The sequence below is a fragment of the Nocardioides sp. TF02-7 genome, from assembly GCF_022437945.1.
Classification (GTDB): domain Bacteria; phylum Actinomycetota; class Actinomycetes; order Propionibacteriales; family Nocardioidaceae; genus Nocardioides.
Genome location: NZ_CP092535.1, coordinates 3,307,692 through 3,323,302 on the forward strand (window position 1 = coordinate 3,307,692; position 15,611 = coordinate 3,323,302).

14 protein-coding genes and 3 pseudogenes are annotated in these 15,611 nt (G+C 73.9%); 13 read left to right on the forward strand and 4 right to left on the reverse strand.

All coding sequences use genetic code 11. From position 1 onward, the window contains the following. Positions 1 to 123 precede the first annotated feature (123 nt). The 6 genes from fdxA to MF408_RS17060 all read left to right on the forward strand — a co-directional run bounded on the left by fdxA (position 124) and on the right by MF408_RS17060 (position 5,226). A complete protein-coding gene (fdxA, locus tag MF408_RS17035; protein WP_240248690.1) occupies positions 124 to 450 on the forward strand; it encodes a ferredoxin in 327 nt (108 codons plus the stop codon). A gap of 28 nt (positions 451 to 478) precedes the next feature. Beyond that, the gene (dapC, locus tag MF408_RS17040; protein WP_240251984.1) at positions 479 to 1,564 is read left to right on the forward strand and encodes a succinyldiaminopimelate transaminase; all 1,086 of its coding nucleotides are present in this window, start codon (positions 479 to 481) and stop codon (positions 1,562 to 1,564) included. A gap of 5 nt (positions 1,565 to 1,569) precedes the next feature. Beyond that, the gene (locus MF408_RS17045; RefSeq protein ID WP_240248691.1) at positions 1,570 to 2,379 is read left to right on the forward strand and encodes a hypothetical protein; all 810 of its coding nucleotides are present in this window, start codon (positions 1,570 to 1,572) and stop codon (positions 2,377 to 2,379) included. Next, entirely contained in the window at positions 2,376 to 3,242 is an 867-nt protein-coding gene (locus MF408_RS17050) for a prephenate dehydratase domain-containing protein (RefSeq protein WP_240248692.1), read from the forward strand. Before MF408_RS17045 ends, MF408_RS17050 begins: the two co-directional genes overlap by 4 nt. A gap of 413 nt (positions 3,243 to 3,655) precedes the next feature. Continuing rightward, complete coding sequence (locus tag MF408_RS25715) at positions 3,656 to 4,222, forward strand: prephenate dehydrogenase dimerization domain-containing protein (RefSeq protein ID WP_345893754.1); 567 nt, start codon at positions 3,656 to 3,658, stop codon at positions 4,220 to 4,222. A 2-nt stretch (positions 4,223 to 4,224) separates the two neighbouring features. After that, a complete protein-coding gene (locus MF408_RS17060) occupies positions 4,225 to 5,226 on the forward strand; it encodes an aminotransferase class I/II-fold pyridoxal phosphate-dependent enzyme (protein WP_240248693.1) in 1,002 nt (333 codons plus the stop codon). Here the strand turns inward: MF408_RS17060 and MF408_RS17065 are convergent. From MF408_RS17065 to MF408_RS17080, 4 genes and pseudogenes are all read right to left on the reverse strand, one after another. Further along, complete coding sequence (locus MF408_RS17065; protein WP_240248694.1) at positions 5,210 to 5,608, reverse strand: hypothetical protein; 399 nt, start codon at positions 5,606 to 5,608, stop codon at positions 5,210 to 5,212. The two genes, MF408_RS17060 and MF408_RS17065, sit on opposite strands and share 17 nt — an antisense overlap. Positions 5,609 to 5,721: 113 nt before the next feature. Next, entirely contained in the window at positions 5,722 to 6,681 is a 960-nt protein-coding gene (locus tag MF408_RS17070) for a hypothetical protein (RefSeq protein ID WP_240248695.1), read from the reverse strand. Between the two features lie 82 nt (positions 6,682 to 6,763). Continuing rightward, positions 6,764 to 7,703: pseudogene (gene dapD, locus MF408_RS17075) on the reverse strand (2,3,4,5-tetrahydropyridine-2,6-dicarboxylate N-succinyltransferase). 140 nt (positions 7,704 to 7,843) lie between these two features. Then, positions 7,844 to 8,611 (reverse strand): hypothetical protein, encoded by a 768-nt coding sequence (locus MF408_RS17080; protein WP_240248696.1) that lies wholly within the window; start codon positions 8,609 to 8,611, stop codon positions 7,844 to 7,846. A gap of 385 nt (positions 8,612 to 8,996) precedes the next feature. Between MF408_RS17080 and ileS the strand changes: the two genes are divergently transcribed. From ileS to MF408_RS17115, 7 genes and pseudogenes are all read left to right on the forward strand, one after another. Next, positions 8,997 to 11,927 (forward strand): isoleucine--tRNA ligase, encoded by a 2,931-nt coding sequence (ileS, locus tag MF408_RS17085; RefSeq protein WP_240248697.1) that lies wholly within the window; start codon positions 8,997 to 8,999, stop codon positions 11,925 to 11,927. Beyond that, positions 11,909 to 12,193, forward strand: coding sequence for a DUF5915 domain-containing protein (locus MF408_RS17090; protein WP_240248698.1), 285 nt, complete (start codon positions 11,909 to 11,911; stop codon positions 12,191 to 12,193). The genes ileS and MF408_RS17090 overlap by 19 nt, the downstream gene beginning before the upstream one ends. After that, positions 12,190 to 12,897, forward strand: a complete 708-nt coding sequence (locus MF408_RS17095) for an AzlC family ABC transporter permease (protein WP_240248699.1) — start codon at positions 12,190 to 12,192, stop codon at positions 12,895 to 12,897. Before MF408_RS17090 ends, MF408_RS17095 begins: the two co-directional genes overlap by 4 nt. Further along, complete coding sequence (locus MF408_RS17100) at positions 12,894 to 13,202, forward strand: AzlD domain-containing protein (protein WP_240248700.1); 309 nt, start codon at positions 12,894 to 12,896, stop codon at positions 13,200 to 13,202. The genes MF408_RS17095 and MF408_RS17100 overlap by 4 nt, the downstream gene beginning before the upstream one ends. 82 nt (positions 13,203 to 13,284) lie before the next feature. Then, positions 13,285 to 14,328 (forward strand): annotated as a pseudogene (dapE, locus tag MF408_RS17105) (succinyl-diaminopimelate desuccinylase); the annotation flags it as partial. A gap of 69 nt (positions 14,329 to 14,397) precedes the next feature. Then, positions 14,398 to 15,127 (forward strand): annotated as a pseudogene (locus MF408_RS17110) (TIGR00730 family Rossman fold protein). A gap of 16 nt (positions 15,128 to 15,143) precedes the next feature. Continuing rightward, the gene (locus tag MF408_RS17115) at positions 15,144 to 15,581 is read left to right on the forward strand and encodes a DivIVA domain-containing protein (RefSeq protein WP_240248701.1); all 438 of its coding nucleotides are present in this window, start codon (positions 15,144 to 15,146) and stop codon (positions 15,579 to 15,581) included. Positions 15,582 to 15,611 lie beyond the last annotated feature (30 nt).

Here is a 15,611-nt window from a genome sequence, read left to right on the forward strand (position 1 = left end):
GTGCGGGCCGAGGAGGTGCCGTCCCGCATCCCGAGGGTCGTGCGTGGCTGCCACGCCCGGGATACTAGGCTGATCCCGCAGTAGAGCACTGCCGCCCCGTGGCCCCTTCGTCAGGAGGAACCGATGACCTACGTCATCTCCCAGCCGTGTGTCGACCTCAAGGACAAGGCCTGTGTCGACGAGTGCCCCGTCGACTGCATCTACGAGGGCAAGCGGATGCTCTACATCCACCCCGACGAGTGCGTCGACTGCGGCGCCTGCGAGCCGGTCTGCCCGGTCGAGGCGATCTTCTACGAGGACGACGTGCCGGAGGAGTGGAAGGACTACTACGACGCCAACGTCGGGTTCTTCGACGACCTCGGCTCGCCTGGCGGCGCCGCGAAGATGGGCGAGATCGACAAGGACCACCCCTACGTCGCCGCGCTCGACCCGCAGAACCAGGACAGCTGAGATCACGGGGACCCCGCTCTCGAGCCGGCTGCCCCGCTACTACGGCGCGCGGCTCGACGCCTACCGCCGAACCGCCGCCGCCCACCCCGACGGGCCGGTCGACGTCTCGATCGGCTCACCGGTCGACGACACCGCGGCGGCGGCGCAGCAGGCGCTGGCGGCGGCCGGCAGCGCCCGCGGCTACCCCGCGACCGCCGGCACGAGCGAGCTCCGTGAGGCCGTGGTCGGCTGGCTGACCCGGGTCGCCGGGGCGTCCGGCGTGACCGAGGAGATGGTGCTGCCGGTGCTGGGCGCCAAGGAGTTCGTGGCCGGCGCGCCGCTGCAGCTGGGGCTCGCTCCGGGCGACGTCGTCGCGGTGCCCGAGCTGGCCTACCCGACCTACGGCGTCGGTGTGGCGCTCGCGGGCTGCACCGTGACGACGTACGCCACCCCCCGCGACCTGGTGCGCAGCGATGCCCGGCCGGCGCTGGTCTGGCTGAACTCGCCGTCGAACCCCGACGGCGCGGTGTGGTCGCCGGAGGAGACGGCGGAGCTCGTGGCGTGGGCCCGGTCCGCCGGGACGCTGGTGGTCTCCGACGAGTGCTACCTCGAGTTCGGCTGGGAGGACCAGCCGGTGTCGGTGCTCGACCCCCGGGTCCACGGCGGCGACCTGACCGGCCTGCTGGCGGTGCACTCGGAGTCCAAGCGCTCCAACGCCGCCGGCTACCGCCTCGCGACGGTGTCCGGCGACGCCGCCCTGGTGCGCGAGCTGCTCGACATCCGGCGCAACGTCGGGCTGATCATGCCGACCCCGCAGCAGCGGGTCCTGACGGCGCTGGTCGCCGACGACGAGCACGTACGCCGCCAGCGCGAGGTCTACGCCCGCCGGCGCGCCCTGCTGCGCGGGGCGCTCGAGGGCGCCGGCTTCGTGATCGCCCGCTCCACGGGCGGGCTCTACCTGTGGGCGGCGCTCGCCGACGGCACGCCCGACCCTGCCGCGCACCTCGCGGCGCGCGGGATACTGGCCGTCCCGGGGAGGCCTACGGCCCCGCGGGGCAGGGGCTTCGTCCGGGTCGCCCTGACCGTGAACGACCGGGACGTGCAGCGAGTTGTCGACCGCCTGGCGGAAGGATGAGTGTGGTGACGAGATCCGGCGGGCGGACGCTGGCCTACCCCCTGAACGAGCCGGAGGCGCTGGCGATGCGGCTGGCCCGGATGTGGGGCTACGAGCCCGACGTCGGCTCCGTGGTGCGGATGGTGGACCAGCAGTCCGCGCTCGCGACCGCCAGCGTCGCCGGCGACGTCGACGCGGTGCTGCGCGTGGGCGACCTGCGGCAGCCGAGCCTGGGGTTGCTGCGCGACCTCGCCGAGCACGACGGCGCCGTGCAGATGGTGTCGGTGGCCGTCGCCCCGTCGCCGTGGGTGTGGGCGAGCGCCCGGGAGACCGCGGGGCTGCCGGTCCGCGTGCGGGTCGGCGCCTACAACGACGTGAGCCCGTGCCTCGCCCAGCGCGGGGTGCAGTACGAGCTGGTCGAGGACGCCGTCCCGCTCGAGGAGCTCCTCGACGGCACCGAGGACGGCAGCCGCTCGGTGATCCTCGACCGCGACGAGGTGCCCGACCACCTGGGGTGGCGGGGCGACCTGGGCGACGTCCCGCCGATCACGTTCGGGGTCGCGACCGGCGCCCCGGGCGCCCGCGGCCACTACCACTGGATCGTCACGACGCCGCACGCCGAGCGGGTCGGCACCCTGGCGCGGGCCCTCGACGTCGTGGCCGCGCACGGGGTCAACCTCGACTTCCTGCACAGCGACGCCCTCGACGCGCGCCGCCACCGGTTCTTCATGGGGTTCGAGTCCGACGGCGGCCTCGACCCGCTCGCCGCCGCGCTGCACGAGGTCGGGATGCGGGTCACCGTCCTCGGGTCGATCGAGCACCTCGAGCAACCGTGACGGTCGCCTACCTCGGCCCCGAGGGCACGTTCACCCACGCCGCGGCCCGCCGGCTGTGCCCCGAGGACGAGCTGGCCCCGGTGGAGAGCCAGGCGCGGGCGATCGCCGGGGTCGAGGACGGCCGGTACGACGGCGCGGTGCTGCCGATCGACAACTCCGTCAACGGCGTGGTGCTGCCCACGTGGGACGCCCTGCTCGACTCGCGCGACGCGGTGATTGTGGCCGACGCGACGATCCCGGTCACCTTCGACGTCTACGCGGCGGACCCGGCGGTGCCGCCGCAGGTCGCCGTCAGCCACCCGCACGCTCTCGCCCAGACGTCCGCGTGGATCTCCGAGCACGGGCTCTCGACGCGGGTCTCGTCGTCGACCGCCGCCGCCTGCCAGGACCTCGGGCCCGGCGAGGTCGCGATCGCCGCCCCGATCTGCGGCGAGCTCTACCCCGTCACCCGGATGGCGAGCGGGGTGGAGGACATCGCCGGGGCAGCGACCCAGTTCGCGCTGATCCGCCGCGACGGAGGGGCGCCGCCGACTCCTCCGACGGAGCGGTCCATCTCCGTGCTGGCCGTGGTGCCGGACGTCAACCGGCCCGGCGCCCTGCTGGAGGTGCTGCAACCGGTCGCCGACGCCGGGCTCAACCTGGTCAACGTGCTCGCCCGTCCGATCGCCCACAGCGAGAACGAGTTCCTCTTCATCCTGTTCGTCCAGGCGCTCGACGAGGCCGGCCGGCACGGCCGGCTGCTCGCCGACATCCGCGCCGCGGGCGCGCTGCTCGTGCCGCTCGGCCGGCTGGGCGGGCAGGTGAAGCACCTGGCGGAGGTCCCGCGCGAGATCCCCAGGCGGTTCGGGCATGGCGACCGCTAGCCCGCGGCGGGTCGCGGTCGTCGGCCTCGGCCTGATCGGCGGGTCGGTCGCGCTGCGCCTCGTGGGTCGGGGCCACGACGTCGTCGGGGTCGACCCCGACCCCGCCACCCGGTCGCAGGTCGCGGCCCTGGGCGCGACGGTCCACGAGCGGGTCGACGGGTGGATCGCCGACGTCGACCTGGTCGTCGTGGCGACACCCCTGCGCGCCGTCGCGGCCTGCCTCGCCGAGGTCGCGCGCTGGAACGACCACGCCACCGTGGTCGACGTGGCGAGCGTCAAGGGAGCGGTGCACGCCGCTGCCGCGGAGCAGGGACTGGAGCCTCGGTTCGTCGGCTGCCACCCGATGGCCGGCTCGCACCGCTCGGGGGATCGCCGCCGCCGACGCCGACCTGGTCGCCGGCGTCACCTGGGCGGTGACCGCGACCGACCGCACCGATCCGGGCCGGTTGGGCGACGTGCTCGCGTTCCTGGTCACCGAGTTCTCCGCCCAGGTGGCCGTGGGCGGACCGGAGTGGCACGACCGGGTCGTCGCCGTGGTCAGCCACCTGCCGCACGTGCTGGCGGCCCGGCTCCTCTCCTCGGTCGCCGACCTGCCGCACCCCGAGGCGGGCGCGGCGCTCGCCGCCGGGTCGTTCCGCGACGGCACCCGCGTCGCCGGGGGCGACACCACGCGCACGGCCGGCATGGTGGTCCACAACAGGGAGGCGGTGCGCGAGCAGCTGACCGCCACGATCGCCGGCCTCACCGGGCTGCTCGAGCGGCTCGACGACGACGAGCAGGTCGCAGCCTGGTTCGAGACCGCGCGGCGGGCGCGGACGGCGTACCTCTCCGGCGCCAGCGAGGAGCGCACCGTCGCCCGCGACCTGCCACCGGCCGAGCTGGTCGGGCTCGGGGAGCAGGGCTGGCTGGTGACCGCCGTCCACGACGACTCCTACGACCTGGTCCGCGGCGCCCTCAACAGCGAGCTCCGGCGGCCGTAGTCATGGGCGGTCCGATCGACCTGTCGGTCCCGCGATCGGTCGGGCCGGTGCCTCGCCGGGTCCCCGACCCGGTCGGAGGCGAGGAACCGCCGGACCTGCGCCGAGCCCTCGTCGGGCGGCTGCAGCGACGGCACGGGGTCGAGGGCCTCGACGTCGCCGGTGTGCTCCCGGTCGCCGGCGTGGACACCGCCGTCGAGGCGCTGCCGGCCGCCCTCGGCGTCGGCCGGGGCGACCTGGTCGTGCATCCCCGCCTGGCGCCGCCGGCCCACGCCCGGGGAGCCGCCGCCGTCGGCGCCCGCCGGCTGGCCGCCGACTCGTTGACGGCGCTCGGGCCGGAGCGGCCGCGCCTGGTCTGGGTCGCCACGCCGGGCGACCCGACCGGCCGGGTGCTGCCCGTCCGGCACCTGCGCAAGGTCGTGGACTGGTGCCGCGAGCGCGACGTGCTGCTGGTGGCGGACGAGTCGCAGCTCGACCACGTCTGGGAGGGTGAGGCGCCGTCCGTGCTGCACCCGTCGGTCTCCGGCGACCGTCACCACGGCCTGCTGGCCCTCCACGCGCCGGCGTCGGCGAGCGACCCCGGCGGCGCGGGCGGTGCCTTCGTCGTCGGCGACCCGGCGGTCGTCGAGCGGCTGCGGCACGCCGGCGACCGGCTGCGCCCGGCGTGGGACGACCGGGCGGTCGCCGCGGTGCTCGCCGACGACGACCACGCCGCCGCGCTCCACCGCCACCTGTCGACGGTCCGGCGCCGCCTCCGCAGCGCGCTGGTGGGCGCGGGGTTCACCGTCGAGGAGGCGGCCGGGTCGCTGCACCTGTGGGCGACCCGCGGCGAGGACTGCCACGAGACCGTGGCAGCCCTCGCCGAGCGGGGTGTGTCAGTGGCGCCCGGCGACGCCTTCGGCCCGGCCGGCGGCCGTCACGTGCGCGTGGCGGTCACGGTGACCGAGGAGGAGGCCGCGGAGGTCGAGCGCCGCCTGTCCGGGCTCGGGGTCAGCGGGAGACCCTGATGGTCGGGCTCGCGTCCGGCTTGCACTGCGCGTTGCCGCGGACCTTGGCGTAGAACCTGCCCTCGAAGCCGAGGTTGCCGGTCTCCCAGACGCCGACGCCGTTGCGGACCTCGCTCGTGTCGGTGGCGAACAGCTCGTCGTCGGCACCCCCGCGGGCGCCGCGCTGGAGGTAGAGCAGCACCCTGCGGTCGGCCTTGCACGCGCGGCGCTTGCTGCGGATCTGGCCGAAGATGTCGGTGCCCTCGGAGTCGATGGTCACGGTGACGCGTGCCTTGGCCGCGGCGTCGACCGGAGCAGGCGAGGCGGCGAGCACGCCGGTGGCGGCGGTCGCCGCCGCGACCGCGCCGACGGCGGCACGGCGGATGCGGGTGGGTTGGAGCATGGTGGTTCCTCTCGTCGTCGAACGAGGCCGGTCAGGAGCCGGCCTCTAGCAAGGGATCGTCGAGGACGCCCCGGTGATACGAAAGGACAGGATCTGGACTGCCGCCGGCTCATCTAGGCGAAGACGTCGACGTGCACGTGGTCGCGGTGCTCGAGGACCGCGGGGTCGCCGGGACCGGACGGGGCGTCGTAGTCGCGCCAGCCGTCGCGACCGGCCGTCCAGATCCGGTCGTCGTAGATCACCGTGCGGATGTCGAGGCGGTCGGCGTTGCCGACGAGGTAGTGGGCGACCGCCCACCCGCGCACGCGGTTGCTCTCGTCGACCGGCCGGAAGAACACGTCCACGGCCCGGCCCTCGTAGTGTGCGGAGCCCTCCATGTGACCGGTCGACACGCCACCGGGCTCGTAGCCGCCGAGCGACAGGTTGCCGAAGCGGCCGAGCAGGTCCTTGCGTACGGCGTCGGCGCGCGGGGTCAGCCCCGTCCCGGTCAGCTCGGCGTCGGCGGACGGGGCGCCGCCGTCGAGGTCGCAGGAGAACGTCGCGGGGGAGTGGCCGGTGAGCGCGGACGCGAGCGCCCGGGCGTCGGCCTCGTGGTCGGCGTACGCGTCGGGGAACGCCGAGCGCTGCACCTGCTGCGCCGCGACGGTGATCTCCATGTCCTCGTAGCCCTCCACCTGCTCGAGGGCGTCGTAGAACGCGTTGGTGGCGTAGACCGGGTCGAGGACCTGCTCCTCGGTGCCCCAGCCCTGCGACGGGCGCTGCTGGAACAGGCCCAGCGAGTCGCGGTCGCCGTAGTCGATGTTGACGATCTTGGACTCCTGGTAGGCGGTGGCGAGGGCGATCGACACCGCCCGCGCCGGGAGCCCGCGCTCGACGCCGATGGCCGCGATCAGCGTCGCGTTCTCGGCCTGCTCGCCACTCACCTCGACCCGGTGGCCGGCGACCGTGACGGTGCAGTCGCCGCTCGGCCCGGAGACGATGTCGTCGACGGCGTCGAACACGGCGAGCCCGACCACGGCGACGACCGCCAGCGCGGCCAGGCCGACCACGATCGCCGCGACTCGTCCTCTCACGACCCCAGTGTCCGAGACGGTTGGTTGAGGATCCGCTGAGAAGCGGTCGGCCGGCCGTTCAGCTGGCCGTTCGGCTGGCCGTTCAGTTCGCGTGGAGGGCGTCGTTGAGGGCGATCCCCTCGCCCTGCCACGGCACCGCTTCGACCGCGCCGGTCACCGAGTTGCGGCGGAACAGCACGTTGCTCGCGCCGGACAGCTCGCGGGCCTTGGCCACGCGGGCCTCCTTGCCGGGCTCGAGCACGGTGACCTTGGTGCCGGCGGTCACGTAGCAGCCGGCCTCGACCACGCAGTCGTCGCCGAGCGAGATCCCCAGGCCGGCGTTGGCGCCCAGCAGGCACCGGCGGCCGATCGAGATGACCTCCTTGCCGCCGCCCGACAGGGTGCCCATGATCGAGGCGCCGCCGCCGATGTCGGAGCCGTCGCCGACGAGGACGCCGGCCGAGATCCGGCCCTCGACCATCGACGCGCCGAGGGTGCCGGCGTTGAAGTTCACGAACCCCTCGTGCATCACGGTGGTGCCCTCGGCGAGGTGGGCGCCGAGCCGCACCCGGTCGGCGTCGGCGATCCGCACGCCGGCGGGGAGCACGTAGTCCACCATCCGGGGGAACTTGTCGACGCCGTGGACGGTGACGTGGGCGCCCGTCGCCCGCAGCCGCGCCCGGGTCGACTCGAAGCCCTCGACCGCGCAGGGTCCCGCGCTCGTCCACACCACGTTGGTGAGCAGGCCGAAGACGCCGTCGAGGTCGACCTCGTGCGGCTTGACCAGCCGGCTCGACAGCAGGTGGAGCCGCAGCCAGACGTCTTCCGTGGACGCCGGCGGGGGCGGCGAGGTCGGCGACCTCGACCAGGGTGACCTGCTTCTCCACGCGACGCACCGGGTCGCTGCCCTGCAGCGCCACCAGCTCGGCCGGCGCGGTCGCGTCGTCGGAGCGGGCGCCGAGCGCGGGAGCGGGGAACCAGGTGTCGAGCACCGAGTCGTCGGACGCGTAGGTCGTCAGGCCGTAGCCCCAAGCAGCAGTCACGTGGGGAGAGTCTAGGGGCGGTCCGCCACCGTGACCCAGCGGAGCCGGGTGGAGACGACATGAGACAGCCCGAGACAGCACCGCGGCGGCGTCGGCGTTCCCCACTCGCGCCGACGCCGCCGGGGCGTCTGCTGCCGCCGTCAGGCGGCGCCGAGCCGCTCGAGGAGGCGGCGACCCTGCGGGGAGAGCCGGTCGGCCGTGCGTCCGGCGACCAGCTTGGACCCGGCGGGCAGGTAGGAGATGCCGTCGAGGATGAGCGGCGATCCGGTGCCGAGCGCCGCCACCGCGCCCGGCGGCAGCGACAGGCCCGGAGCGGCCAGGCCGTTGCGGCCGACGACGAGGATCCCGCCGGTCGTGCCGATCGGCAGCAGCTGCGTGCGGGCGGGACGGAACGGACCCGGCAGCACGAACGCGACGGCGTCCTCGGTCTCGCCGACCGCGCCCGAGTCGCAGACGCCGTCGCCGCCGCCTCCGTCGGCCGGGGCCGCGACGCCCGCGAGGTGCACCGTGCCGAAGCGGTCCTTGCGGAACCCGGGCCGGCCCAGGCCGGGCACGAGCGAGGAGCCGAGCTGCCAGACGCAGTCACCCTCGCCGCCGGTGCGGAACGCCGGGGCGCCGCTCTTGCCGACGTACTTGAACTTGCCCTCGCGGACCAGGTCGGTCGCCTTGAGCGAGCCGTTCTTGACCTTGGCGCTGGTGACGGCGTTGTTCTTCAGGTCCTTGGTGCCGATCTTGCCGGCGGCGTAGCCGGCGCCGGCCGCGGCGACGACGAGGGCGAGGACCGCGACGAGCATCGACGCCGACGGCAGGGCGTCGTTGATTCTCCTGAGGGCGGACACGAGACCTCCGGTGGGTGGTGTGACGAACGGGTACGAGGGAAGGAGCGCCGGGCCGGCGTCCTGATACACGGGCCTGCTCGGGCCTGGTCGGGCCTCGCCGGGCCTGGTCGGGCCGTGACCCGGCTACTGATTGGCGGGTGGTCCACGGGTCGCCGTATCCTGGGGGCAGAGGCGTTCGAGCCGTCATCAGCGGCGAGCTCCGGGAAGAACAGCGCCGGCCACGGCCGGTGCCCAGTAGAACCCGGCGGGTGGGCCCGTCACAGCCGTCGACGAGCGGCCCCGGCAGGGGCAAGCAGGGTGGTACCGCGGTCCTGAGGGGTCGTCCCTGCGGGGTTCTGACCAGACGACCACCGCAGGAGACCAGCCCGATGACCTACCCGAAGGTCACCACCGACAGCTCAGGCCCCGGCAAGGGGTCCCGTCCTCGCCGCGGTTCCCGGAGATCGAGGAGCGGGTGCTCGCCTACTGGGCCGAGGACGACACGTTCCGGGCCAGCGTGGAGCAGCGCGACGCCGGCCCCGACGGGCAGAACGAGTTCGTCTTCTACGACGGCCCGCCGTTCGCCAACGGCCTCCCTCACTACGGCCACCTGCTGACCGGCTACGTCAAGGACATCGTCCCGCGCTACCAGACGATGCGCGGCAAGCGCGTGGAGCGCCGGTTCGGCTGGGACACCCACGGCCTGCCCGCCGAGCTCGAGGCGATGCGGCTCGAGGGCATCAAGACCACCGACGAGATCGTCGAGATGGGCATCGACGCGTTCAACGACGCGTGCCGGGCCTCGGTGCTGAAGTACACCGGCGAGTGGCGCGACTACGTCACCCGGCAGGCGCGCTGGGTCGACTTCGACAACGACTACAAGACCATGAACCCCGAGTTCATGGAGTCGGTGCTCTGGGCGTTCAAGAGCCTCTACGACAAGGGCCTCGTCTACGAGGGCTTCCGCGTCCTGCCCTACTGCTGGAACGACGAGACGCCGCTGTCCAACCACGAGCTGCGGATGGACGACGACGTCTACCAGGACCGGCAGGACCCGGCGGTGACCGTCGGCTTCCCGCTCGACGCCACCGGCGAGGACCCGGTCCTCGACGGCGCCCACGTGCTGATCTGGACCACCACGCCGTGGACCCTGCCGTCGAACCTCGCCGTGATGGTGGGCAGCGACATCGAGTACGTCGTGGTCGAGGCGCCGGTGCCCGGCACCGACACCACGGCGCGGTACCTCCTGGCGGCGGCCCGGCTGCCGGCGTACGCCCGCGAGCTGGCCGGTCCCGACGGCGAGCCGAAGGTCCTCGGCCGCTACCGCGGCGCCGACCTGCTCGGCCGCACCTACACCCCGCCGTTCGCCTACTACCTCGGCCGGGAGCGGGCCTTCCGCGTCGTCGCCGCCGACGACGCCGTCACCACCACCGACGGCACCGGCGTCGTCCACACGGCCGGGGCGTTCGGTGAGGTCGACAAGGAGGTCACCGACCGGGAGGGCATCGAGCCGGTCATGCCGGTCGGCAAGGACGGCCGGTTCACGACCCCGGTCGACGAGTACGCCGGCATGCTCGTCTTCGACGCCAACCTGCAGATCATCGACCACCTCAAGGCCGCCACCCGCGGCTACCCGGCCCAGGAGCGCCACGGCGCCGTCACGCCCGGCACGGTCCTGCTGCGGCGCGAGTCCTACACCCACTCCTACCCGCACTGCTGGCGCTGCCGCGAGCCGCTGATCTACAAGGGCGTCTCGTCGTGGTTCGTCGAGGTCACCGAGTTCAAGCAGCGGATGCTGGAGCTCAACAAGCACATCCGCTGGGTGCCCGACCACATCCAGGACGGCCAGTTCGGCAAGTGGCTCGAGAACGCCCGCGACTGGTCGATCACCCGCAACCGGTTCTGGGGGAGCCCGGTGCCGGTCTGGAAGAGCGACGACCCGGCCTACCCGCGGATCGACGTCTACGGCTCGTTCGAGGAGATCGAGCGCGACTTCGGCCGGCTGCCGCGCAACAAGCACGGCGAGCCCGACCTGCACCGCCCCTGGGTCGACGACCTGGTGCGGCCCAACCCCGACGACCCGACGGGGCGGTCGACGATGCGCCGGGTGCCCGACGTCCTCGACGTCTGGTTCGACTCCGGCTCGATGAGCTTCGGCCAGGTGCACTACCCGTTCCAGAACGCGGAGTGGTTCGAGAACCACTTCCCGGCCGACTTCATCGTCGAGTACATCGGCCAGACCCGCGGCTGGTTCTACACCCTGCACGTCCTGGCGACCGCGCTGTTCGACCGGCCGGCGTTCTCCTCCTGCATCAGCCACGGGATCGTGCTCGGCTCCGACGGCAACAAGATGTCGAAGTCGCTGCGCAACTACCCCGACGTGCGCGAGGTGTTCGACCGCGACGGCGCCGACGCGATGCGGTGGTTCCTCATGGCGAGCCCGATCCTCCGCGGCGGCAACCTCGTGGTGACCGAGCAGGGCATCCGCGACGCCGTGCGCCAGGTGATGATCCCGCTCTGGAACACCTGGTACTTCTTCTCGCTCTACGCCAACGCCGAGTCCTACGAGGCCAAGGTGGGGCGGCCGGAGTCGGTGGGCAGCAGCGACCCCCTCGACCGCTACCTGCTCGCCAAGACCCGGCAGTACGTCGAGCAGCTGACCGCCGAGCTCGACGACTACGCGATCGCGGACGCCTGCGAGACGACCCGCGGGTTCCTCGACGTCCTCACCAACTGGTACGTCCGGCGCTCCCGCGAGCGGTTCTGGGAGGGGCGTCCGGAGGCGTTCGAGACGCTCGCGGCGGTGCTCGACGTGGTGTGCCGCGCCGTCGCCCCGCTGCTGCCGCTGACGACCGAGGAGGTCTGGCGCGGCCTCACCGGCGGCCGGTCGGTGCACCTCGCCGACTGGCCCGACGCCGCCGCGCTGCCCGCCGACGACGCCCTCGTGGCCGCGATGGACCAGGTGCGCGACGTCTGCTCGGCCACGTCCGCGCTGCGCAAGGCCGGCGGCCTGCGCAACCGGCTGCCGCTGTCGACGCTCACCGTCGTGGTCGCCGACCCGGCGGCGCTCGAGCCGTTCACCGGCATCGTGGCCGACGAGGTCAACGTCAAGCACGTGCGGCTGCTCCCCGCCGACTCGGCCGAGGCGGCGGCGTACGGCGTCTCCCAGCGGCTGACCGTCAACGCCCGCGCCGCCGGGCCCCGGCTCGGCAAGGACGTGCAGACGGCGATCCGGGCGGCGAAGGCGGGCGACTGGGCGGTCGGCGACGACGGCACGGTCACGGCCGGGGGGCTGGCGCTGCTCGAGGGCGAGTACGCCCTGGAGACCGTCGTCGGCTCCGACAGCGCCGACTCCGCCACCGGCATGCTGCCCGGCGGGGGTTCGTGGTGCTCGACACCGTCGTGACGCCCGACCTGGCCGCCGAGGGGCTCGCGCGCGACCTGGTGCGGGCGGTCCAGCAGCTGCGTCGCGACAGCGGGCTGCAGGTCGTCGACCGGATCGAGCTCACCGTCGGCGGTGGACCGGCCGTCCAGGAGGCGGCGCGCGCGTTCGAGGACCTGATCGCGAAGGAGACCCTGGCGACGGCGTACGAGGTCGTCGGTGCCGGTGCCGGCACCGAGGTCGTCGTGGGCGAGGGGGAGCGCGCGGTCGTGGCCCTGCGCAAGGCGTGACGGCGCCCACCGACCGCACGGTCGTCGCCGACTCGCTCGGCGTCGGTGTCGCGACCGGCGCCTACGGCGTGTCGTTCGGCGCCCTCGCCACCGCGTCGGGGCTGGACGTGTGGCAGGCCTGCGCCCTGTCGGTGCTGGTCTTCACCGGGGCGTCGCAGTTCGCGTTCGTCGGAGTCGTCGCGGCCGGCGGCGCGCCGCTGGCCGGGTCGGCGACCGCGCTGCTGCTCGGCAGCCGCAACCTCTTCTACGGGCTGGCGCTCGCCCCGCGGCTGCGGCTGCGGGGCTGGCGCCGGCTGCTGGCCGCGCAGGTCGTGATCGACGAGTCGACCGCGATGAGCCTGGGCCAGGACGACGAGCGCCAGGCCCGGCTCGCCTTCCACCTCACCGGGTGGTCGGTCTTCGTGCTGTGGAACCTGATGACACTGGTCGGTGCCCTCGCCGGCACCGCGATCGGCGACCCGCGCACGTTCGGCCTCGACGCCGCCGTCGGTGCGGCGTTCCTGGCCCTGCTGTGGCCGCGGCTCACCGCGTGGCCGCAGCGGGTGGTGGCCGTCGTCGGCGCCGCCGCAGCGACCGGCCTGGTGCCGTGGACGCCGGCCGGCGTGCCCGTGATCGTCGGCGGGCTGGTCGCGGTCGTGGCGGGCCTGCTGCTGCGGCCGGAGCCGGAGCGGAAGGAGCGGGAGCGGGAGGAGGTGGCGCCGTGAGCCCCGAGTGGGTGGCGATCCTGGTCGCCGCGGCGGGCTGCTACGCCCTCAAGGTCGCCGGCGTCTCGGTGCCGCAGCGGGTGCTCGCGCACCCGGTCGCCGAGCGGGTCGCCGCGCTGATCCCGGTCGCGCTGCTCGCCGCCCTGGTCGCCGTGCAGGTGCTGGCCGACGGACAGTCGTTGACGCTGGACGCCCGGCTGCTCGGCCTCGGCGTCGCCGTGGCGCTGCTGCTGGTGCGGGCGCCGTTCCTCGTCGTCGTCGTCGCCGCGGCGGCCGCGGCGGCGCTCGGCCGGCTGCTCGGCTGAGCGGTTCGACCGGGTCGCCGCCGCGTCCGGCGGCGCCCGGATCCCCCGCACCTCCTCCCCGCCGACCTGCTTGACTTGCCCCATGCCGACGCTCGACCTGACCGCCGACGCCGTCACGCTCACCCGGCAGCTCGTCGACATCGAGTCGGTGAGCCGCGACGAGGGCCCGATCGCCGACGCCGTCGAGGCCGCGCTGCGTGCGCTGCCGCACCTCGTCGTCGAGCGGCGCGGCAACACGGTGGTCGCCCGCACCGAGCTCGGCCGCCGCGAGCGGGTGGTCCTGGCCGGCCACCTCGACACGGTGCCCGTCAACGACAACCTCCCGAGCCGGCTCGAGGACGGCATCCTCCACGGGCTCGGCACCTGCGACATGAAGGGGGGCGACGCGGTCATCCTCCGGCTCGCCGCGACGCTCACCGAACCGGTGCACGACCTGACGTTCGTGCTCTACGAGTGCGAGGAGATCGACTCGCAGTTCAACGGGCTCCGGTTGCTCAGCGAGTCGGACCCGGCGCTGCTGGTCGCCGACTTCGCGGTGCTGATGGAGCCGTCGAACGCCGTGGTCGAGGCGGGCTGCCAGGGCACCCTCCGGGTCGAGGTCCGCACGACCGGTGAGCGGGCGCACTCCGCGCGCAGCTGGCGCGGCGTCAACGCCATCCACGCCGCTGCCGACGTGCTGCAGCGGCTGCGCGACTACCGGCCGCGCAAGCCCGTCATCGACGGCCTGGAGTACCACGAGGGACTCAACGCCGTGTTCGTCCGCGGCGGCGTCGCCGGCAACGTGCTGCCCGACGAGTGCGTCGTCGAGGTCAACCACCGGTTCGCGCCCGACCGGTCGGAGGAGGAGGCGCTCGCGTTCGTGACCGACTACTTCGCGCCCTACGAGGTCACCCTCACCGACACCGCGCCGGGCGCCCTGCCCGGGCTCGACCGGCCCGCCGCCCGGGCGTTCATCGACGCCGTCGGGGGAGAGGTGAACCCGAAGTTCGGGTGGACCGACGTCGCCCGGTTCACCGCCCTCGGCGTGCCCGCGGTGAACTTCGGCCCCGGGGACCCGATGCTGGCGCACAAGCAGGAGGAGCACGTCCCGGTCGCGCAGGTGCTGCGGTGCGAGGAGCAGCTGCGCGCCTGGCTCACCACCGAGCCGACCGGCACCGCCGGGCAGGCCGTCGGGCAGAACAGGGGGAACCACCGCGTGAAGGCGAAGTTCAAGGGTCCGATCGTCCAGCGTCGCGACCAGATCGACGGGTCGACGACCGACCAGCGGCTGCTCGACTCGCGCGGCCCGACCGACTGGGTGCACACCGACCCGTGGCGCGTGCTCCGGATCCAGGCCGAGTTCGTCGAGGGCTTCGGGGCGCTCGCCGAGCTCGGGTCGGCGGTCGCCGTGTTCGGCTCCGCCCGCACCAGCACCGACGAACCGGCATACGCGCAGGGGATCGAGGTCGGCCGCAAGCTGGTGGACGCGGGGTTCGCGGTGATCACCGGCGGCGGGCCAGGAGCGATGGAGGCGGCCAACCGGGGCGCGAGCGAGGCCGGCGGCGTCAGCGTCGGCCTCGGGATCGAGCTGCCCTTCGAGGCCGGCCTCAACGACTGGTGCGACGTCGGCATCAACTTCCGCTACTTCTTCGTCCGCAAGACGATGTTCGTCAAGTACTCCCAGGGCTTCATCGTCCTCCCGGGCGGCATGGGCACCCTCGACGAGCTGTTCGAGGCGGTGACCCTGGTGCAGACCGGCAAGGTGACCGAGTTCCCCGGTCGCGCTGCTCGGCGTCGACTACTGGTCGGGGCTCATCGACTGGCTGCGCGACACCGCCCTCGCCGAGGGCAAGATCGCTGCGAGCGACATCGACCGGCTCACGCTCACCGACGACGTGGACGAGGCGGTCGAGCTGATGGTCACCGCCCGCGGCCACCGCGCCTGACAGGGGAAAGGCACTGATGTCGCAGTCGATGATGTGGGTCTTCGCCGTGCTGGTGGTGCTGGCGATGGGCGGGATCGCGCTCCTGGCCGCCGGCAAGGGCGAGCCGATGCACCCGGCGTACGACGACCGCCCCGACGCCGCGGTCCCCGCCGACCGTCCGCTGGGCGGCGACGACCTGAGACGGGTGCGGTTCTCCTTGGCGTTCCGCGGCTACCGGATGTCGGAGGTCGACGCGCTGCTCGCGCGGGTCGCCGCCGAGCTCGAGCAGCGGTCGCCCGGGGTGACTCCCGGTGCCAGGCCCGAAGCCGGGCCCGAAGCCGGTCCCGCAGCCGCACCGGGCACGACGCCGGACACGGCACCGGACACGGTTCAAGACACGGCTCCGGACACGGCTCAAGACACGGCTCCGGACCGGAACGCCCCGGGCTCCCACGTTCCCGGCGACGGGCCGTGACGTCGGGGTCTGCTGCACTGTTGTGCGGCA